The following is an 18559-nucleotide window of genomic DNA, read 5'->3' on the forward strand; positions in this document are numbered from 1 at the left end:
ATGGGGCTGGTTCGTTATGATGAAAAAACTGGTCATCGTCGGCAACGGTATGGCAGGTATCAAATGTGTAGAGGAAATACTCGATCTCGAGCCGGATCAGTTTCAAATCACGATATTTGGTGCAGAACCCCGTCCCGGGTACAACCGAGTGCTCCTGTCCAAAATGCTGCAGGATGAAAGTTCATTCGAACATATCGTTACTCATAATTGGGCGTGGTATGAAGAGAACGGAGTAAGGCTGTACGCTGGCGAACGTGTCTGTGGCATTGATATTGCAGCCCGTACGGTGGAAACGGAATCAGGCATTAAAGAACCATACGACATGCTCATACTGGCAACTGGCTCGTTGCCCTTTATACCTTCCATTCCCGGAGCCCGGAAACAGGGAGTCATCGCTTTTCGAAATGTGGGTGATTGTGAAACCATGGCTGAGTATGCCAAAACGTACGAGAAGGCCACGGTCATTGGAGGGGGACTGCTGGGCTTAGAGGCCGCACAAGGTCTGCTGAATCTGGGGATGGAAGTCGAAGTTGTCCATAATGCACAGTATCTTATGAATCGTCAGCTTGACCGGGCAGCGGCTGTTCTTCTGCAAAGAGAACTGGAGCAGCAGGGGATGCGGTTTCATTTGGCAAAGAAAACAGTCAACATTATGGGGCGGAACAGGGCGCAGGGACTGATGTTTTCGGACGGGAACAGGCTGGAGACGGATTTGGTTGTGTTGGCGGTTGGTATCCGGCCGAATATCGAATTAGCGCAGGGCAGCGGTCTGAAAGTCAACCATGCTATTGTCGTGGATGATTATATGCGCACAAGTATTCCCGGTATTTATGCAGTCGGTGAATGCGCTGAGCATCGCGGGATTTCATATGGGCTGGTGGCGCCATTATATGAGCAGTGTAAAGTATTGGCAAAGGTCATTTGTGGCCGTGAAACGGCTCCCTATGAGGGGTCGGTTCCGTATGCGCAGCTCAAGGTTGCGGGGATCCAGGTGTTTTCCGCAGGAGACATACGTGAAGAGGGAAACGAGACGGCAGTAATGGAATATGACGGTATACGGGGGATTTACAAAAAAGTGATGATGCGTAATAGCGCGGTCACTGGCGCCATTTTGTTTGGAGATACGGCGGAAAGTACCTCGCTGCTTGGAATGGTACGACGAGGTGCACCTGTTGCAGAGCTTGCTACACAAGATAAAGGTAAAGGTGTAAGCAGAGCGGAGGAAGAGGCCGCCAAGCTGTCGGATGAGGAGACGGTATGCGCATGCAACGGCGTGAGCAAGGGGACTATTTTACGAGCGATCACTATAGATAAGCTAAAAACCGTGGATGAGGTGAAGAGTCGGACCAAGGCATCTGCCTCCTGTGGGGGGTGCCGACCGCTGGTGGCTGCACTGCTCAAAAATGGTTCGTCCCTATCGGGAATTTCAGGAGCTGTAGCTGCTCCGGCTGTCCAAGAAGCTGTTCCTGTGTGCGGATGTACGCACTACGATCATGATTCGCTCAAGACAGCCATGATGACCGCACAATGTCGGACTCCAGTGGAAGTTGTGTCCCGCCTTGGTTGGACCAGACAGCAGGGGTGTGGATTCTGCCGTCCGGCTGTACTTTATTATCTGGAATCCCTTGGGTTGCGGGACAGGTCTGCGTCAGGTCAATGGGTTGGAGATGTTGCGATCCAGGCCGCCGTACAGCACAGCGGAGAGTCAGCCTCTACGAGTCTGTGTTTTGTGAATTTTATGGATCTGAATGGCGAGAGTCAGTTGATTTCCGAGTCCATTCAGATAGACGGTGAGGCTTTTGCAGAAGTAGCCTGGCTGAAAGAACGACTGTCAGCTGTCTGGGGGAGACGCGCATTGCCAGCACCGATTGCAGTTGCAGTTTGCCCGGGCCCGGAATATCCCGGAGGTGTGCTTGTCCACGACATTGGACTCTCCCGATCACCGGCAGGGTGGGAGGTCTATGCTGGTGGTCATGCGGAGCATCCGGTTCGCCAGGGACGGCTGATTGGTGTGGAGGAGAACACGGAAGAAGCGGTCTTGATGGCTGCGGCTTGCTTGCAAATGTATCGGTATAACGCACGGTATGGGGAGAAAATGTGGGAATGGATTGAAAGGACTGACATTTTGGTATTGCGGGAGAACGTGCTCGACGCAGCTCTTCGAAGTGAATTGGCGGGCAGTTTGTGCGTCGACAAAGCTGAGAGGGTAACTGGTTAAGCAGGAATGGTGGCGATCCATTTGTACGCGTGCAGACAATAAAGTTGTGAAGAATGGAGAGGGGGAGACATAATGATGGATACACAGTGCCCGTTTTGTAGCGTGCAATGCAAGATGACCGTTAGCACAGATATAGAGTCACTTGCTGGTGTCACCCGTACAGTGTACAGGACGGAAGGGAAACCTAACGCAGCCTCGCAGGGCAGAATGTGCGTCAAGGGAATGAATGCATATCAGCATACAATCCATGCAGAAAGGCTGCTGCAGCCCCTTATGCGTAAAGCAGGCAAGCTTATGCCGGTTCCATGGGAGGAGGCGCTGGATGCTGTCGCCACAAGTCTCGCTTCAACGCTGTCCACACAGGGTCCAGATGCAATCGGCATATACGGGGGTGGTTCGCTATCCAATGAAACGGCTTATTTACTTGGTAAATTTGCCAGAGTGGCTGTAGGTACGCGCTATATCGATTACAACGGCCGCTTCTGTATGTCTGCCGCTGCATCTGCTGGCAGCAAGGTGTTTGGTATTGACCGTGGACTGACCTGCAGGCTGGCAGATATTCCGCTAGCACAGTGTATTGTGCTCGCAGGTACGAATATTGCTGAATGCCAGCCGACACTCATGCCTTATTTTCACCAGGCCAAGGAGAACGGAGCGTATATCATCGTCATTGATCCTCGTGCCACTCCAACGGCGGCTGCTGCCGACCTGCATGTACAAATCAGACCGGGTACAGATGCGATGCTAGCCAACGCCATGCTAAAGGTCATCGTGGACGAGGGATTAGTGAATGAAGAGTTTGTCCGCAAGCGGACCCATGGGTATGAGCAACTGCTGACTCATTTGAACGGTGTAGATCTGAACGAATCAGCTGCGCTGTGCGGAATTGAGCCGGAGGTGATTCGACAGGCCGCGCGCGCTTTTGGTGGTGTAAAGACGGGGATTATTTTTACTGCCAGAGGGGTCGAGCAGCATACAGATGGACATATGGCAGTGCGTGCCTTTCTTAATCTGGTGCTGGCTACCGGCAAGATTGGCAGAGAAGGCTGTGGGTACGGGGCCATCACAGGTCAGGGTAACGGACAAGGGGGACGGGAACACGGCCAGAAGGCGGATCAGCTCCCCGGCTACAGATCGATTGAGAATGAAGCGGATCGGGCCTATGTGGCGTCTGTGTGGGGAGTTGAGCCGGACAGTTTGCCGGGAAAAGGAGTATCGGCCTATGAAATGATGGAGCTCATTCATCAGAGAAAAATCGAGACGCTGTTCGTGATGGGCTCTAATCCTGTCGTATCCAATCCGAATGCCCGACTGGTGGAGGAAGGGCTGAAAAAACTCAAGCTGTTGGTTGTGGCGGATATGTTCCTTACTGAAACGGCGCGGATGGCCGACATTGTTTTGCCTGTAACCTCTTATCTGGAGAATACCGGGACGATGACCAATCTGGAGGGGCGCGTTCTATTGCGGGAAGCGGCGCGGCCTGCTCCGGGCGAGACTAGAGATGATTGGCGTATTTTATGTCAAATAGCTGCGGGGCTGGACAGGGGAAGCTACTTCTTGTATAAGGATGCTGAGCATATTTTTGAAGAACTGCGACTTGCCAGTCGAGGCGGTTCTGCCGATTATTACGGAATCACTTATGACAGGCTGCGTCGTGAGGAAGGCGTATATTGGCCATGCCCGTCACCGGACGAAGCGGGTATGGATATGATGTTTCGGGAAAGCTTTGCCCTCTCTGATCAAAAGGCCGTTTTTACGGTGGTTGAAAGTTGTGGAGCTGGAGAGCAGACGTCTGAGGAATACCCGCTTATTCTGACAAACGGCCGCGTGCTTGCTCACTATTTGACAGGTGTACAAACGCGCAGGAGTCCGTCGCTAACCGCGCGTGAGATTGAGAACTTTGTGGAAATTCATCCACGTACAGCGCAGCGCTGGCATATCAGGGACGGGGAATGGGTAGAAATCACGTCACAGCGAGGAAGCTTCACCGTGCGCAGCCGGATCAAACCGAATATCCGCGAAGATACGCTCTTCGTACCTATGCATTGGGGCGGGGTGCAAAATGTAAACCAGGCGACCCGAGCAGAACTTGATCCGTTCTGCCGAATGCCGGGCTTCAAAACGGCTGCTGTACACATCCGTCCCCTCCACCTGTCTGTAGTCGCGATCAGTGCAGATCGTGGTGAATGGCTTTAGTTCTACGGCATTTCTTGTATGCAAATGGCCAGCCCCTGAGTCAGGAGCTGGCCATTTGACCTGTTCAATTCATGTTCTACAATTGCTAGATTGCGTAATGCTCGTACGATCAATGCAGTCGGGGTTCGGATAAGATGGCTCCTGTTTTCATTTCGTTTGTAAGCATAGCTTCACGCCAGCGACAATACAGATCCCAGGCAACCCCGTTTTCCAGCAATGGTTTGCAGGTGTACAAGCCTTCCTCTATAGAGTTGACTCGGCCTGCAACGAATAGTCGGACTGCGCCGTTGAGCAGTACTTGATTCGAAAAGGCTAGAGGAGCTGTGCTTTGCAATACCTCCTCCGTTATACGTAGCTGTTCAGCAGGGGTCCAGTTAAGCTCGGGTACCACCGAATCTAACCCGTACATTTCCGGGTCGATAACCTGCAGCGATACCTCTCCGTTAGCAAGCAGGTAGGTTCGGGTTGGTCGGTCAATGAACAGATCCTCCGATCCTTCGCAACCCTGGACGATCAGAGCCCTGCGGTAATTCAGCTGCTGCATCAGCTGCGCCATCTTGTCGAACACCGTATTGTGGAAAACGCCAAATACGATATACGGAGAAGCACCGTAATCAACCAGTTTCTCTGCTGTGTTCAGCACAGTGCGGAGCCCTAGCTCTTCGCGGATGGTACGCAGCTCTCTCAGAGGTGAGCACCATTGTTCAGAGGCTGCGAACAGTACATCTGTCAGCTTTGCCGCGTGAGTGGCGGCTTCGTGTGTCATGGTTTCAGACGCTACTCCCATTTCCTGCAGCAAAAGGGGGAGTGTAATGCCCCATTTGGGAGGAAGGGGCGCGCTTCCGTGCATCGTCACCGGGACCCCGTGCGCGGCAACTAGAAAAGCGGTGGCGAAGGTAGCGATAAATGAGGATTTTCTGCCATCGTAGGGACCTGCGAAATCTATGCCTTCCTGCATCGGGAAGCGATGGGCGTATTTACGACAGACGTTAACGAATGCTTCCAACTCGGCGATGCTCTCCATTTTGATGCGTTCTGCGGCAAAGAAGGCTCCGATTTGTGCAGGCGTTGCCGAGCGGGTCATAATAAGCTCGGCAGCGGCTTCGGCTTCGGCGTAATTCAAATCCCGGGCGCCTCTTTTGCCGCGTCCCACTTCTTTTAATATTTCCATCATGTTCATATGAACGCCCCTTTCAAATCTATGCCTTTAGCATTTGCTGTGCTTTGACGATGGAGATGGCCACATCAACGATCCGTTTGCGCTCATTCATTGCTTTTTTTCGCAGTAGATCGTATGCTTCCGCTTCTGGAATGCCGTTTACTTCACCAAGTATGCCTTTGGCCATGTCAATCCATTTGCGCTCTTCCAGCCGAGCGGTCAGTTGTTTGCGTTCACTGAGCCAGTGCTGACGTTCAAAAAAGCGTTTGGCGCTAAAGTGAAGAGCCCAATTCAGCTCATGTACTGCCATGGACGGGGTTAAAATGCCGTCGACGGGAACATTGGCTTCACAGAATTCCGTCGATGACAGAGCAGACTCCGCGCTGCACCACCAGAGCAGTGGAATGGCTTTGGCTTGCTCCAGCTTGGTGGACCATGCGCTGATGGTGCCGACAGGTATATTCAGCACCGCCGCATCTGCACCATGAATCAGCTGCTTGATTTCAGATTCATCACGGCAGGGTAGTGTCAAATATCCGTTGGACTCCAAAAGCTGCTCAGGTCCTGCCTGACGTAAGGAAACGGCGTGAGCCTCTCCGGATACATGCTCTGAATGTGGGTGAATTACCAACAAGGAACGCAAGCGGGCTCCTCCTTTCTGCGACATGAAGGATAGTTAGCAATGGGGATGCTGAGAAGTGTTCCTTGATAACAAACCTGACATGTGTTTTTGGTTTAACTACGTGTTTTTTGAACATTTTGAAAGAAAAACAGACTTTTAATCCATTTTGGCGTGTTTTCATCTGAAAATCAATCGAAATTTTATGAAAAGGTGATATTTTATACGTCATAAATATGTTACATAATGATAAAATACATTTTTTTAAGATAATACGTAAGGAATATTGACATCGAACTTGAATCATTATATATTGGCTACAGTACTTTTAATTCCATACTCAGATGGATACAACGGCGTATTCAATGAAACGGCAATGGAGCCTGTTTTCGCATATGGAGGGATGTTTTGAATCCCCTTGTGTGAAGCAGGCTTTTTATGTTTTGAGGATATGAATAGAAGGGGAGAGGTCTGATGAACCATAAAAAAAAGCTGGTGCTGGTCGGCAACGGAATGGCGGGAATACGCACCCTTGAGCATTTACTGAAGATCGCTCCGGGCATCTATGACATTACGGTATTCGGGGCCGAGCCCCATCCGAATTATAATCGGATCATGCTGTCCTCCGTTTTGGCTGGAGGAGCTGGTTTGCAGGATATTGTCATCAACGACTGGAGCTGGTATGAAGAAAATCATATCCGGTTGTTTACAGGCGATCCTGTCACAGAGATTGACACAGACAAGCAGCAGGTGACGTCCCGCTCCGGTGTATGCGTCCCTTATGATTTGCTGCTGTTGGCCACTGGCTCCAACGCCTTCATCCTGCCGCTTTCAGGAGCAAATAAGGAGGGGGTTATCGGCTTCCGGGATATCCGTGACTGCGAAACGATGATGGAGACGGCGAAGACGCACAAAAAAGCAGCCGTTATCGGCGGCGGATTGCTTGGGCTAGAGGCTGCCAGGGGGCTCCTCAATTTGGGGATGGATGTTACAGTTATTCATATTCACGAACATATTATGGATCGGCAACTGGATGAGGCTGCTTCCCTTATGCTAAGGCGTGAGCTGGAGGAGCAGGGGATGAATTTTCTGGTCAATAAGAGAACGGCGGCTATCACAGGCCGTCGCCGTGTGGAGGGATTGAAATTTGCCGATGGCAGTGAGCTGGAAGCGGATCTGATCGTTATGGCAGTAGGCATTACACCAGACATTGAGCTTGCGGTGTCGGCAGGAATTCCTGTCAATCGCGGCATTATCGTAAATGATTACATGGAAACAGGTATCCCCGGCATATACGCCGTCGGCGAATGTGCAGAGCACCGTGGCATCACCTATGGGCTGGTGGCTCCATTATATGAACAGGGCGGTGTGCTGGCCCAGCGGCTCGCGGGAATGGAGACCCCGGGCTATCGTGGTTCCGTCATTTCGACGAGATTGAAGGTATCGGGCGTAGATGTGTTTTCAGCAGGGTGTTATAAGGACGAACCGGGAACGCGATCCCTTCGATATCAGGATGAAATTGGCGGCGTCTATAAAAAAATCGTAATCAAGGAAGAAAAACTGATCGGAGCCGTCCTGTTCGGCGATACGTCTGATGGAGCCAAGTTGTTTTCGCTGATCAAAAGTGGCGAGTCGATAGTTGGTCGCGAGAAAGAACTGCTGCTCGGTTTTCATCCTGGTCAATCAGAAGCAAATGGCTCCATCATGCTGGAACAAATGCCTGATGATGAAATTGTATGCGGATGTAATGGTGTGTCCAAGGGTGACATTGGAGAGGCAGTTGCGGCTGGCTGCCGGAGCCTTGGAGAGATTAAGGCCTGCACGAAGGCATCCGCATCATGCGGGGGCTGCAAGCCATTAGTGGAGGGTCTATTGCAGCTGTATACAGGTGCTGAAACAGGAGAACTGGTTAAAGAAGGCATTTGCGGTTGCACAACGCTTGACCGGGAAGCGATTATTGGTAGCATCCGGGAAATGGGATTGAAGAGCGTCAAAGAAGTGATGAACGTGCTGAGCTGGAGCGAACCTGAAGGGTGTACCAAATGCCGACCGGCCCTCAATTATTATCTGGGCATGGTGTGGCCTCTGGATTACGAGGATGAGAAGGAATCCAGATTCACGAATGAAAGATACCATGCCAACATCCAGAAAGACGGCACCTATTCTGTCGTGCCCCGCATTTATGGAGGAGTTACTTCACCTGCTGATCTGAAGAAAATTGCTGCTGTTGCGGAGAAATATAATGTGCCTTTGGTGAAATTTACGGGCGGACAGCGTCTTGACCTGCTAGGTGTGAAAAAAGAGGATTTGCCAGGTATCTGGTCCGAGTTAGACATGCCGTCCGGGCATGCCTACGGGAAAACGCTGCGAACGGTTAAGACATGTGTCGGCAACACCTTTTGCCGTTTCGGCACTCAGGATGCGATGGGAATGGGGATCCGACTGGAAAAGGCATTTGAGCGCATGAATGCCCCGGCCAAGGTTAAACTTGCTGTATCCGGTTGTCCGCGCAACTGCGCCGAAGCGACGATTAAGGATTTAGGCGTCGTCGCTATCGATGGTGGCTGGGGGATTTACGTTGGCGGTAATGGCGGCATTAAGGTACGGGCGTCTGAACTGCTTTGCACCGTGAAAACAGAGGATGAAGTCATGGAATGGACTGGCGCCTATCTGCAGTATTACCGCGAGCAAGCCAATTGGGGCGAGCGCACAGCGCATTGGGTAGAGCGTGTTGGACTGGAAGCCATCAAGCAGGCGCTTGCGAATGCGGAGACGAGACAGGAGCTAGTGAGCAGAATTGAGGAGACGTTAAGCGCGACGACTGATCCTTGGCGCGAAATCATCCATGACAAAGAGCTGCTCAAAAACTTTGTGCAGCTACCGGAGCTAAACTCAGTAACAGAATAGGGGGCCGAAGAAAATGGAGATCAACACGACAACAACCAGTAGAATCAGAGTAGCCAATCTGAGCGATATTGATCTACAGGGAGCCCGTACAGTTCGTATTCGTAATATAGAGGTGGCCCTATTTCGCCTGAGCGACGGAAGCGTTCGTGCGCTTGAAAACCGTTGTCCGCATAAAGGTGGACGCCTATCCGAAGGAATGATATGTGGCTCAGCAGTCCATTGTCCGCTCCATGACTGGAAAATTGACCTGTCCAGCGGTCAGGTGCAAGAACCGGATACCGGTTGTGTGACAACTTTCCCGACAGAGATTGATCGTGAAAGCGGAGCTGTTTATATCGTAATCTAAAGTTCTATTATAGAGTGCTTCAATACCTTATTAAATATATTTCTTCTATAATATGGAGCAGCTATAATGATAAGCTGATACGCACAAAAGCCGATCCTATTTTTAGGTCGGCTTTTTATCTTCTAAGTATAATGAATGAAGGTTTCCTAAGAACAGCTTGGTAGAGCCTTATATGAAGATTAGAATTTTCTCATAAGTATCTGAATAATAAATGTGTAAGCCGACCAAATGACACTTTGGTCTATTTATGTTTTCTCTTCAGGAGGTAAAGAATGGTTGGAGTGTTTACGTTTGGCTTACGCAACAAACAGTGATAATGATATAATAAAGAAAACGGAGTTGATCATTCATGAAGCTGCTTAATCCACGGAATGATTTTTTATTTAAACGTATTTTTGGGAGTGAAGAGAACCACGATGTCCTGTTGGCCTTTCTGAATCGCACGTTTGCGGAAGCCGGAAAGCCGCCGCTTAGTGATATTATTCTTTTGAACCCATATACAGACAAGGACTCTCCACGTGACAAGCAATCTATTCTTGACATTTGAGCCAGAACTACAGAAGGAGAAATTATCAATGTCGAAATGCAATTGTTCAATAAATAGGATACCGAGAAACAAACTCTCTTTTATTGGAGTAAACAATACTCTGGGCAATTACAGGAAGGGCAGCCATATAGCCAGTTAAAACGGTGTGTGACCATTAACATTCTGGACTATGCTTTACTACGGAATAATCAATATCATAATGTGTTTCATCTGCGAGAAGATCGTACCGGAATTTCGTTAATCGACGATATTGAAATCCACTTTCTGGAGCTGCCCAAGTTAGATGAACAAGCTGTCTCCATCGAGGAAGGTGGGCTTGTGAATTGGCTGCTGTTCCTGAAAGGTGCAGATCAATCCAAATGGGAGGTGCTGACAATAAATGAACCTGTATTAAAGAAAGCAATGGATACGTTGGAGTTTTTGAGTCAGGACTTGGAAGCGCGGAGACAGTATGAAGACCGTCAGAAGTATCTGCATGATGAAGCATCAATGTATGAAGCGGCTGAAGTCGCAGCCAAAAGAGCAACAGCAGAAGCCAAAAAAGAAGTGGCAAGAAGGCTACTTGCTCTTGGTGTTGAAATGTCAGTTATAGCTAAAGCCTCTGGTTTGACGGAAGATGAAATCAAGGTATTAAAGCCGTTGCAGTGAGAACATATAGAAGAGCCGACCATAATGCGGTCGGCTCTTCTTATCTTCAAAGGAGTATATTTTTGACTAGTAAATTCTAACAATAGACGATTTCCTACGTTCCAAACACTCCGAAAAAACAATTCTTGACCAAATCTTGACCACAAAGTCGTTTTACTCCCCTTTACATTCTAACTTATCCCTAAACAAATAAAAAAAGCCTTGATCATCAAGGCTTTTGACGTATAGGACGGATGGGGATCGAACCCATGACCCTTACCCTGTCAAGATAATGCTCTCCCGCTGAGCTACCGTCCTGCGGTTACTAGATAATATCATGTATTAACCATATATGTAAAGCAAAAAAATAAAGATACTTGAATTTTGTCGCCATTTATATATATAATTCAAATTTACCAGGTTTGTCAATTGGATTGGTGATAGGGGGAGCAGAGAATGGCCGCAGAAATTATCAGTGTAACGACAGAGGAACAGCTACAGGAAGCGATATCGATCCGTACCAAAGTGTTTGTCGAGGAACAAAAGGTGCCTCTTGAACTGGAGCTTGATCATTATGACAAGCTGGGAGATGCCGTTCATCATTTGCTAATTTGTGACCATGGTGAAATGGTGGCTACTGGTCGACTGACGTATTATGAAGAAGATACTGCTAAAATGCAGCGTATTGCCGTGCTCAAGGAGTATCGTGCGGCGGGTTATGGGCGTGTATTGCTACTGGCACTGGAAGAACGCGCACGTGAGCTGGGGTTAAGATACTCACTGCTGGATGCCCAATGCCAAGCTGAAAAGTTTTATGAAAAGCTCGGGTATGAGACGATATCCGATGAACCTTTTGACGATGCCGGAATTCCGCACGTACGTATGCGCAAAAAGCTGTAAACGATCGTGCTAGATGCATAAAATTCTGTACAGAGTCCATGCTAATGAGAGTTCCTCCACTATACTATGGCTAAGGAGCGATGCAGCATGGCAAATACAGAACGGGAACAGATTACGGCGGTACGCAAAAACGGGGATGGCGATCTGACGTCTTTTCAGACGTCCACCGGGCGAATTCTGGATTACAATCAGGCACTAAATGAGATTGAAGCAGGCTCAATTGCAGGCGTAAATGTGTTTAAGGCAAAGGATGGAAGCAAACGAATTCGCGGAGATGCCGATGGGGATCCTACCAATAATCTGGATCAGCTGCCGTTGTTCTGACCCGGGGTTTAACACTAAAACTTAAGTCTACTATCAAACGCAAAAATATATGGAAGCCGCCAGCTATCCTTTGTAGGAAGGCTTGGCGGCTTTTTGTTACTCACTTCAGCCGTAATTGGCATTATTGCTTTGCACGTTCCAGTTCGGCAAGGGGATACTTGCGTTGCTGCTCCAGAAAGGACATGACCCCTGCCTTCTCCCGAAATTGTTCCATATCATCACTATAGTGCATCAGGTGAATACGCTCTTGAAGAGGTTGTGGCAGGCTTAGCAGCTCGTCCAGTGTCGTATGGACTTCTCCCGCACCTTGCAGCTGAACCTCATGTAGAATACTCTGACATCCACGCTCATACACCAGGTGATGAAGCAAATCAGGATCAAAAATCATATCCGCACTATAAAAAAGACGATCATTAATGAATAGCGAGTAGCTGTTTTTACCGGGAATATGTTGCGTAGGGATGAGTTCCACCTGGATACCAGATACTAAAACAGCAGATTTACCAGGTGTTAGTACATTTACCTCAAAAACATCTTCGAGCCTATCAATCATGCCTTGCTGTGACATACCGCCTTTGAGTGTGTGTTCCCATAGTGGATGGATTAGTGGTTCAGCGATATAAAGTACAGGCTTGCGACGGTGGAGAATGTTCATCTGGAAGCCGAATTCCTCCAGACCTCCGACATGATCCGCGTGAATATGGGTGATTAAGATAGCGTCAATTTCAGATAAAGGAACGCCCATTTGGTGCAGAGCCAGAGAAGCGGTAGTTCCGCAATCAATCAGCAGTTTCCCTTCACCGCTATCCAGCAGCGCGTTGTTGTTGTAATAATGCTTAGCAAAGGCACTGCCTGTCCCAAGCATTTGTATCGTTAGGCTCATTTTAGGCTCACCCTCCAGGCTATGTGTATAGGATCTTTTACAGTCGTATTTTATCATCTATACTGCTGGAACTAAAGGATTTGGCAGGCTATGTGAAAATTTTGGACAATTTGTGGAGTACAGCGCAACTTGTGGGGCTGAGCTAGGTATAAATGTACAACGACAGGTTTTTAACAGATAACGATGGAGGGATAAGTGGTGGTTAAATTCAGAAAAGTGATGGCCCTAATGATGGCCTTTTCGATAATGGGAGGGACCGTCATTTCGGCGGAATCCGCCAAGGACCAAGTGCAACTGATTATTAATGGAGAAGTGTCGAAGGATGGCGCGGTTGTCATTGATGGAAAAACGTATGTGCCTATTCGCGATTTTAACGGAATTGTAAATTTTGATCCATCTGGCGGGAAAGTTGTTTTCGACCAGCCTAACGTGCATATGTTCCTATTCAAGGGGGATACTGTGTTTGGTAACGTGAATAAAGGCAACAAGGTGAAATTCAATGTATTTAGTCAAATTGATACCTTGAAAACGGATATTTCTGGAGTGAAGGTAGCGATCACCGACCCTTCGGGCAATGTAAAGGATATTCAGTCCCAGGATATCAAAGGAGAACAAAAGGATAACTTTTGGTTCCGTACCAGTGACTTTACGTATGATTTCAAAACAGCAGGGAATTACCGTGTCGGTTTTTATATTAAAGAAAGCAAAGACAGCAGCTATACATTAGTGTCCGAAAAAGTCATTACAGCGATAAATTAGGCATACCCCAAATTGACCTGCATCCTTGATCATGTTACGATACGAGGGAAAATAAAACAATTTGAAGGTAGGTATTTCCATGAGTGATCACAAACATGAACACGGTGAAGCCTGCAACCACGATCATGACCACGAACATGAAGAAATGGTTCTTACGCTAACTGATGAAAATGGTAAAGATGTAGAAATGGTGCTGGTAGAGACCTTTGACGTAGAAGATCACGTTTACGCCCTTCTGCTGGAGCGAGGCAATCCTGAAGCGGATGGCATTATTCTTCGTATGGAAGAAGAAAACGAAGAAATGGTGCTTTACAATATTGAGGACGAAGATGAATGGAAACGTGTAGAAGCTGCATATAGCGAGCTTGTTGCCCAATACGAATAGAATTGGATACAGCAGCTGTTAGAAGCTCTTCAAGACATTAAAAAGCCCCCGAATGGGGGCTTTTTTTGTTGACTATCAACATGTATTGCAAGCACGGACTCTCAGATCGGCATTATGAAATAGCGTCCGTTTCGACGATAACCTTCACCTGATGTACCGTTCGATCCTCAGGTCCTTTAACAGGCAGGCCTACTTCCACATGATCGACAATATAATCAATATTGTCCTGCGAAATCACTTCTCCCGGCAGCAAGATCGGAATACCCGGTGGATATACATAAATAAACTCCGCAATAATACGACCAGCCGATTCCTTGAATGGAACTACTTCCGTATCTCCGTAAAAAGCGTCTCTCGGAATGAGGGAGAGCTGCGGGATATCAGGTATTTTTACAATCAGCTCATGCTGCTGACCTGTAGAATAATGTATAGAAGCCAGTTCGCGCAGAGCTTTCAATAAAATCTCAACATCCTCTTTGGTATCCCCGGGGGTCACCAGACAGAGAATATTGTACATATCGCTAAGCTCAACCTCGATATTGTAGTGATCTCTCAGCCAATTTTCCACATCGTATCCGGTAAGGCCCAAGTGGCGGATATGAATCGTAATTTTGGTTGGATCATAATCATAGGTAGCTTCGGTGCCAAGAATCTCACTGCCAAAGCAATACAGCCCTTCAATCTTGTTGACCTCTGCCCGGCAATATTCAGCCAGATCCAGAGCGCGTTGAGCTATTTCATGGCCGTTAAGCGCCAGGTTGCGTCGGGATGTGTCCAACGAAGCCAGCAGAATATACGAAGTGGATGTCGTCGTCAGCATACTGAAAATAGTTTGTACACGCTGCGGATTAATGTATCCGTTCTTTGTATTCACATTCAGAATCGAGCTTTGGGTCAGGGAACCGCCCAGCTTGTGAACGCTGGTAGCTGACATGTCTGCTCCCGCCTCCATGGCGGACATCGGCAGATCAGTATGAAAATGAATCAGTACACCGTGAGCCTCATCGACCAGGACCGGCACATTATAGCTGTGAGCGAGATCAACAATTTCCTTCAGATCGGCGCACACACCGTAATATGTCGGGTTGATGACAAGGACGCCCTTGGCGTCAGGGTGACGTTCCAATGCCCGGCGTACGGACTTGGTTGTAACCCCGTGGTGAATACCAAGATTCTCATCACTGACTGGAGATATGAATACCGGCTTTGCACCAGCAAAGATAATGGCAGACATTATGGATTTGTGTATATTTCGGGGTACAATAATTTTATCACCCGGCAAGCAAATGGACATAATCATAGTGATGATGGCTCCACTTGTTCCCTGTACACTGTAATAAGTATAATCAGCTCCGAAGGCTTCTGCTGCAAGCTTTTGAGCTTCTTCGATGACGCCTGACGGCTGATGCAGATCGTCCAATGGAGCGATGTTGATCATATCTATGGAAAAGGCATTATCCCCCATAAATTCGCGAAATTCCGGATCTGCTCCCACTCCCTTTTTATGACCTGGGATGTGAAATTGAACCGGGTTGCTCTGAGCATGCTTTTTCAAAGCAGTAAAAAGCGGGGTGTTGCTTTGATTCATTAGTGTTGTCACAACCTTTCATGCAGGATTCGACAATCCTGTGCAATTGATAATAGAACAAAATTGAGTATAGCAGTTTGAAGTAGGAATGCAAGCGGTTAAGGATGCATTTATTTGTGGAAAAGTGGAGTAGTGGAAGAACCTGGACTTGATAACTCAAAAAACGAAGGTGAGGATGTGGGACGGATGAGGCAAATTGGACAGGAAAAAGCTCCACGACGGCTGTGGTCTCCTTTTTTTGCGCAATTATGGGTGCTGGTATTTTTGGTCGAATTTATGAAAGGTTCTCTACTGGTGGCCATCCTACCGGTATATATGGGGGAAACACTTGGGCTGTCAGCGGGCATTATTGGTTTGGCCTTTTCGCTTCAATATTTTGGCGACAATGCGTTTCGGGCGCCGGCGGGCTGGATGGCTGAACGGCTCGGCTACCGTGGAACGATGTCGACCGCGCTGTTATTTACACTTGTAGCGATCATTACGCTAAGCGTGCTCAGGGAGCCTGTGTGGCTCGTGGCAGCATGTCTGCTGCTCGGACTTGGCACCTCTCCGCTCTGGCCTTGTGTCATGACTGGAACGACCGAAATGTCTGGACCTAATAACAGCAACGGCGCAGCGATGGGAACATTGGAAATTGCGTCCATGGGCGGGACGGGGCTAGGGCCGCTTGTTATGAACTTTGCTATGTCATATTATGGGCATTCTTACGGAATGGTGTTCATGATTTTGATAGGATGCAGCATTGTATTGTTGCTGGTTGCTCTCATGCTGCCTGGATCGAACAAAACAACTGCTACAGAAAATCCCGAGCGAAGCGCTGCAGTGTCTTCCGGTGGGACCATCAAGCAGAAGCAGCAACTATGGAAAGGAATCAAGGAAACGATCAGCACGCTCAAAACAAAGCTAAACGTCAATCCACTTATTTATCCGGCTCTGTTTTTACAGTCGTTTGTTATCGGTCTGATCAGCCCGGTACTGACGCTGTACGCACGGACGGACCTCGGAATTTCACCGAACCTATACAGCGTGCTTTTGATTGCAGGCGGTGGGGTGACTGTGCTGGCACTGATTCCGTGCGGTAAGCTGGTTGATCGACTTGGAACGGAGTATTTTCTGCATATTGGCTTTTTGCTTGCCGGCATCACGTTGTTTTTCTTCTCAACCGTCCGATCTATTCCGTTTGTGTTCATAGCCGTAGCGCTGATTGGTTTGGGATATGCTCTCATTTTGCCTGCATGGAATACATTTCTAGCCAAACTGATCCCGGAAAGCGAACGAGCAACAGTATGGGGCTTTTTTCTAACGCTCCAAGGCTCGGGGATGGTTATCGGTCCGCTCGTGTCAGGAGTGCTATGGGACCGTGCAGGTCACACAGCCCCATTTATTATCAGTGGTGTCGTGATGCTGCTTATGTTCGGCTGCCATTTGGCTCTGGCGCGTCGTCCGCGTAGAAAAACCGTTGTTAAGGCCTGAACTATGCTCTTAAAAGCGGATCAGGGCTGCATTTATCGGAAGTTATTCTTTTGGAAACGCCATCCGGTACAGCGGCAGCAAATACTCAAAGGTGGAGCGTACCGTCTGCAGCAGCGCTGCTCCGTCACTGGCCAGAGGGTCATTCCGATCAATACGGAGCCCACACATGATCTCGGCTTTTTTCACCTGCTGCAGCTTGTTAATGATGGTTTGAAACTCTTTCGTGTCCATTTGTTGCTGCTCTGTGCCTTCTGGATTCATGTGGTCCATGGACCAGTAAAAATGCCCCGGTATGTTGGAGCGTACATCGCTCAGGTTGGCTTCAAGCGCCTGGGCAAACGTGATTTTGTTCGGACTTTCATAAATGACTGCGAATATGACGAAAATATGGGAAGCAAACATACCTACCTCGAAATGCGGCAAGGCCTTATATCCGCGCTTATTTGCTGCCCAGGCTACCCAAGTATCTATCGGGGGATTGACCTTGCGTCGTGCATGCTTGGCAACGTGAACGTGCATAGGCTCGCCACATAATTCTGTCAGGAACGGGGCTAACTCCTCGCCAATTGCCTCCAGCTTGGGCCGCAGCTGCTGAACTAGCACCTCCATGCGAGGCTCCAGCCCCGGTACTTCAAAAACCTCAAAATCCTCTGCGGTAAATCCACTGAATGTCATTCCGTTTCCTCCTGTATCTCTGGGGTAAGCCATATCGTTTGGCGTACTATGTCCGATTATAGCATAATGCTGGTGGGCTTGACCGACTTTAGACCAGGCTCGGTACAAGCATATAAGGCAAAAGTAGGATTGTGCGCTGTTACTCATAAAAATAGGTCAAATAACCAAGTACCCTTACATAAAATGAAGTATAAAATAGAGCAAAGGAAGATCAAGCGGGAAAGCCGCAGGCTGCTGTAGCCGGACTTCTTGAATCGGACTTGAAAAAGGAGGGAATGCCGTGAACAAGGGCTGTGAGGTAGAATATTGTAATCTAGAGCTCCGGTTTAGCCGTCGGCATATCCATAATCTGATCAAGGATTTGATATCGGAAGGGTATTCGCTGTACTGGAGCGAGGATGAGTCGTATCTGGTTTTGTCGGTGAGAACCGGGCGCAAGCTGGTGAAGCTCCGTTTTCAACAATTGCGCACAGGGCATTACAAGTTGGCTGGAGATTATGTGATCCGCGACGCCAAGCTGGCCGAGTGGCTGGAGAAGCTGATTGGAAGCACCCGAGGTCATGCCATTGTCAAAAGAGTCAAGGACCATCATATTTTAGTGGAAAATATTTTGTTCGGTGAGGTCATTCGTCTGGTCGAGGTAACTGGCTTTAAGCAGCGTGTTATTTATCAGAAGGGACCGGTGCTGTCCGTACAGGAAATGGAGGATATGTACACCTCCAATGAAGGCGAAACCCGGTTGCTGTTGCTCAAAATGGAAGTAGACGATGTGTTGGAGAAGCTGTTTATGGCGATGGGTGAGGGAAATACGGCGAAAGCAGGGAAATGCCAGGAACGCCTGCAAACGCTATCCCGTCAATTGCTAATGATGGAAGCGTAGTACTTTACATCGGAACACCTCATGAAAATGGGGTGTTTTGCTCTGCGAATAGACAGGGGTTCACTTCTGACAC

Annotated in this window: 15 protein-coding genes, 1 tRNA gene and 1 pseudogene; 11 read left to right on the plus strand and 6 right to left on the minus strand. The window is 48.5% G+C overall.

Annotation, left to right across the window (positions count from 1 at the left end):
• The first annotated feature begins 16 nt into the window (after nt 1-16).
• Nucleotides 17-2218, plus strand: a complete 2202-nt coding sequence (gene nirB, locus B4V02_RS09310; RefSeq protein ID WP_094154579.1) for a nitrite reductase large subunit NirB — start codon at nt 17-19, stop codon at nt 2216-2218.
• A gap of 72 nt (nt 2219-2290) precedes the next feature.
• Complete coding sequence (gene nasC, locus B4V02_RS09315; RefSeq protein ID WP_094154580.1) at nt 2291-4414, plus strand: assimilatory nitrate reductase catalytic subunit NasC; 2124 nt, start codon at nt 2291-2293, stop codon at nt 4412-4414.
• A 109-nt stretch (nt 4415-4523) separates the two neighbouring features.
• Here the strand turns inward: nasC and B4V02_RS09320 are convergent, their stop codons facing one another.
• Together B4V02_RS09320 and B4V02_RS09325 are read right to left on the minus strand one after the other, a co-directional pair.
• Nucleotides 4524-5594: an anthranilate phosphoribosyltransferase gene (locus B4V02_RS09320; protein ID WP_094154581.1), complete on the minus strand. Its 1071-nt coding sequence runs from the start codon at nt 5592-5594 to the stop codon at nt 4524-4526.
• Nucleotides 5595-5613: 19 nt separating this feature from the next.
• A complete protein-coding gene (locus tag B4V02_RS09325; protein WP_094154582.1) occupies nt 5614-6216 on the minus strand; it encodes an ANTAR domain-containing response regulator in 603 nt (200 codons plus the stop codon).
• A 450-nt stretch (nt 6217-6666) separates the two neighbouring features.
• Between B4V02_RS09325 and nirB (B4V02_RS09330) the strand changes: the two genes are divergently transcribed.
• The 3 genes and pseudogenes from nirB (B4V02_RS09330) to B4V02_RS09340 all read left to right on the plus strand — a co-directional run bounded on the left by nirB (B4V02_RS09330) (nt 6667) and on the right by B4V02_RS09340 (nt 10640).
• Nucleotides 6667-9099 carry a nitrite reductase large subunit NirB gene (nirB, locus tag B4V02_RS09330; RefSeq protein ID WP_094154583.1) on the plus strand — a complete coding sequence of 811 codons (2433 nt, stop codon included), beginning with the start codon at nt 6667-6669 and terminating at the stop codon, nt 9097-9099.
• 13 nt (nt 9100-9112) lie between these two features.
• Nucleotides 9113-9445, plus strand: a complete 333-nt coding sequence (gene nirD / locus B4V02_RS09335) for a nitrite reductase small subunit NirD (protein ID WP_094154584.1) — start codon at nt 9113-9115, stop codon at nt 9443-9445.
• Between the two features lie 349 nt (nt 9446-9794).
• Nucleotides 9795-10640 (plus strand): annotated as a pseudogene (locus B4V02_RS09340) (Rpn family recombination-promoting nuclease/putative transposase).
• 225 nt (nt 10641-10865) lie between these two features.
• Here B4V02_RS09340 and B4V02_RS09345 read toward each other — a convergent pair.
• Nucleotides 10866-10937: transfer RNA gene (locus B4V02_RS09345), tRNA-Val, on the minus strand.
• Between the two features lie 138 nt (nt 10938-11075).
• On the opposite strand from B4V02_RS09345, the gene B4V02_RS09350 reads away from it, so the two are divergent.
• Together B4V02_RS09350 and B4V02_RS09355 are read left to right on the plus strand one after the other, a co-directional pair.
• The gene (locus B4V02_RS09350; RefSeq protein ID WP_007431059.1) at nt 11076-11519 is read left to right on the plus strand and encodes a GNAT family N-acetyltransferase; all 444 of its coding nucleotides are present in this window, start codon (nt 11076-11078) and stop codon (nt 11517-11519) included.
• An 87-nt stretch (nt 11520-11606) separates the two neighbouring features.
• Complete coding sequence (locus B4V02_RS09355; protein ID WP_007431058.1) at nt 11607-11843, plus strand: DUF3892 domain-containing protein; 237 nt, start codon at nt 11607-11609, stop codon at nt 11841-11843.
• Nucleotides 11844-11964: 121 nt separating this feature from the next.
• Here the strand turns inward: B4V02_RS09355 and B4V02_RS09360 are convergent, their stop codons facing one another.
• Nucleotides 11965-12726 (minus strand): MBL fold metallo-hydrolase, encoded by a 762-nt coding sequence (locus B4V02_RS09360; protein WP_094154585.1) that lies wholly within the window; start codon nt 12724-12726, stop codon nt 11965-11967.
• Nucleotides 12727-12945: 219 nt separating this feature from the next.
• On the opposite strand from B4V02_RS09360, the gene B4V02_RS09365 reads away from it, so the two are divergent.
• Nucleotides 12946-13485, plus strand: a complete 540-nt coding sequence (locus B4V02_RS09365) for a hypothetical protein (RefSeq protein ID WP_043891169.1) — start codon at nt 12946-12948, stop codon at nt 13483-13485.
• Between the two features lie 79 nt (nt 13486-13564).
• Nucleotides 13565-13870, plus strand: coding sequence for a DUF1292 domain-containing protein (locus B4V02_RS09370; protein ID WP_007431055.1), 306 nt, complete (start codon nt 13565-13567; stop codon nt 13868-13870).
• A gap of 112 nt (nt 13871-13982) precedes the next feature.
• Here the strand turns inward: B4V02_RS09370 and B4V02_RS09375 are convergent, their stop codons facing one another.
• Nucleotides 13983-15458, minus strand: a complete 1476-nt coding sequence (locus B4V02_RS09375) for an aminotransferase class I/II-fold pyridoxal phosphate-dependent enzyme (RefSeq protein WP_007431054.1) — start codon at nt 15456-15458, stop codon at nt 13983-13985.
• Nucleotides 15459-15644: 186 nt separating this feature from the next.
• On the opposite strand from B4V02_RS09375, the gene B4V02_RS09380 reads away from it, so the two are divergent.
• Nucleotides 15645-16931, plus strand: coding sequence for an MFS transporter (locus B4V02_RS09380; protein WP_094156976.1), 1287 nt, complete (start codon nt 15645-15647; stop codon nt 16929-16931).
• Between the two features lie 42 nt (nt 16932-16973).
• Here the strand turns inward: B4V02_RS09380 and B4V02_RS09385 are convergent, their stop codons facing one another.
• Nucleotides 16974-17606 carry a YktB family protein gene (locus B4V02_RS09385; RefSeq protein WP_094154586.1) on the minus strand — a complete coding sequence of 211 codons (633 nt, stop codon included), beginning with the start codon at nt 17604-17606 and terminating at the stop codon, nt 16974-16976.
• A 280-nt stretch (nt 17607-17886) separates the two neighbouring features.
• On the opposite strand from B4V02_RS09385, the gene B4V02_RS09395 reads away from it, so the two are divergent.
• Nucleotides 17887-18486 (plus strand): hypothetical protein, encoded by a 600-nt coding sequence (locus tag B4V02_RS09395; protein ID WP_007431051.1) that lies wholly within the window; start codon nt 17887-17889, stop codon nt 18484-18486.
• Nucleotides 18487-18559 lie beyond the last annotated feature (73 nt).

This window comes from Paenibacillus kribbensis (genome assembly GCF_002240415.1).
GTDB lineage: Bacteria > Bacillota > Bacilli > Paenibacillales > Paenibacillaceae > Paenibacillus > Paenibacillus kribbensis.

Coding starts and splice junctions, on each gene's coding strand:
- nirB (WP_094154579.1), top strand. CDS start 17: ATGATGAAAAAACTGGTCATCGTCGGCAACGGTATGGCAGGTATCAAA.
- B4V02_RS09355 (WP_007431058.1), top strand. CDS start 11,607: ATGGCAAATACAGAACGGGAACAGATTACGGCGGTACGCAAAAACGGG.
- nirD (WP_094154584.1), top strand. CDS start 9,113: ATGGAGATCAACACGACAACAACCAGTAGAATCAGAGTAGCCAATCTG.
- B4V02_RS09385 (WP_094154586.1), bottom strand. CDS start 17,606: ATGACATTCAGTGGATTTACCGCAGAGGATTTTGAGGTTTTTGAAGTA.
- nirB (WP_094154583.1), top strand. CDS start 6,667: ATGAACCATAAAAAAAAGCTGGTGCTGGTCGGCAACGGAATGGCGGGA.
- B4V02_RS09375 (WP_007431054.1), bottom strand. CDS start 15,458: ATGAATCAAAGCAACACCCCGCTTTTTACTGCTTTGAAAAAGCATGCT.
- B4V02_RS09365 (WP_043891169.1), top strand. CDS start 12,946: ATGGCCCTAATGATGGCCTTTTCGATAATGGGAGGGACCGTCATTTCG.
- B4V02_RS09350 (WP_007431059.1), top strand. CDS start 11,076: ATGGCCGCAGAAATTATCAGTGTAACGACAGAGGAACAGCTACAGGAA.
- B4V02_RS09320 (WP_094154581.1), bottom strand. CDS start 5,594: ATGAACATGATGGAAATATTAAAAGAAGTGGGACGCGGCAAAAGAGGC.
- B4V02_RS09360 (WP_094154585.1), bottom strand. CDS start 12,726: ATGAGCCTAACGATACAAATGCTTGGGACAGGCAGTGCCTTTGCTAAG.
- B4V02_RS09370 (WP_007431055.1), top strand. CDS start 13,565: ATGAGTGATCACAAACATGAACACGGTGAAGCCTGCAACCACGATCAT.
- B4V02_RS09380 (WP_094156976.1), top strand. CDS start 15,645: ATGAGGCAAATTGGACAGGAAAAAGCTCCACGACGGCTGTGGTCTCCT.
- nasC (WP_094154580.1), top strand. CDS start 2,291: ATGATGGATACACAGTGCCCGTTTTGTAGCGTGCAATGCAAGATGACC.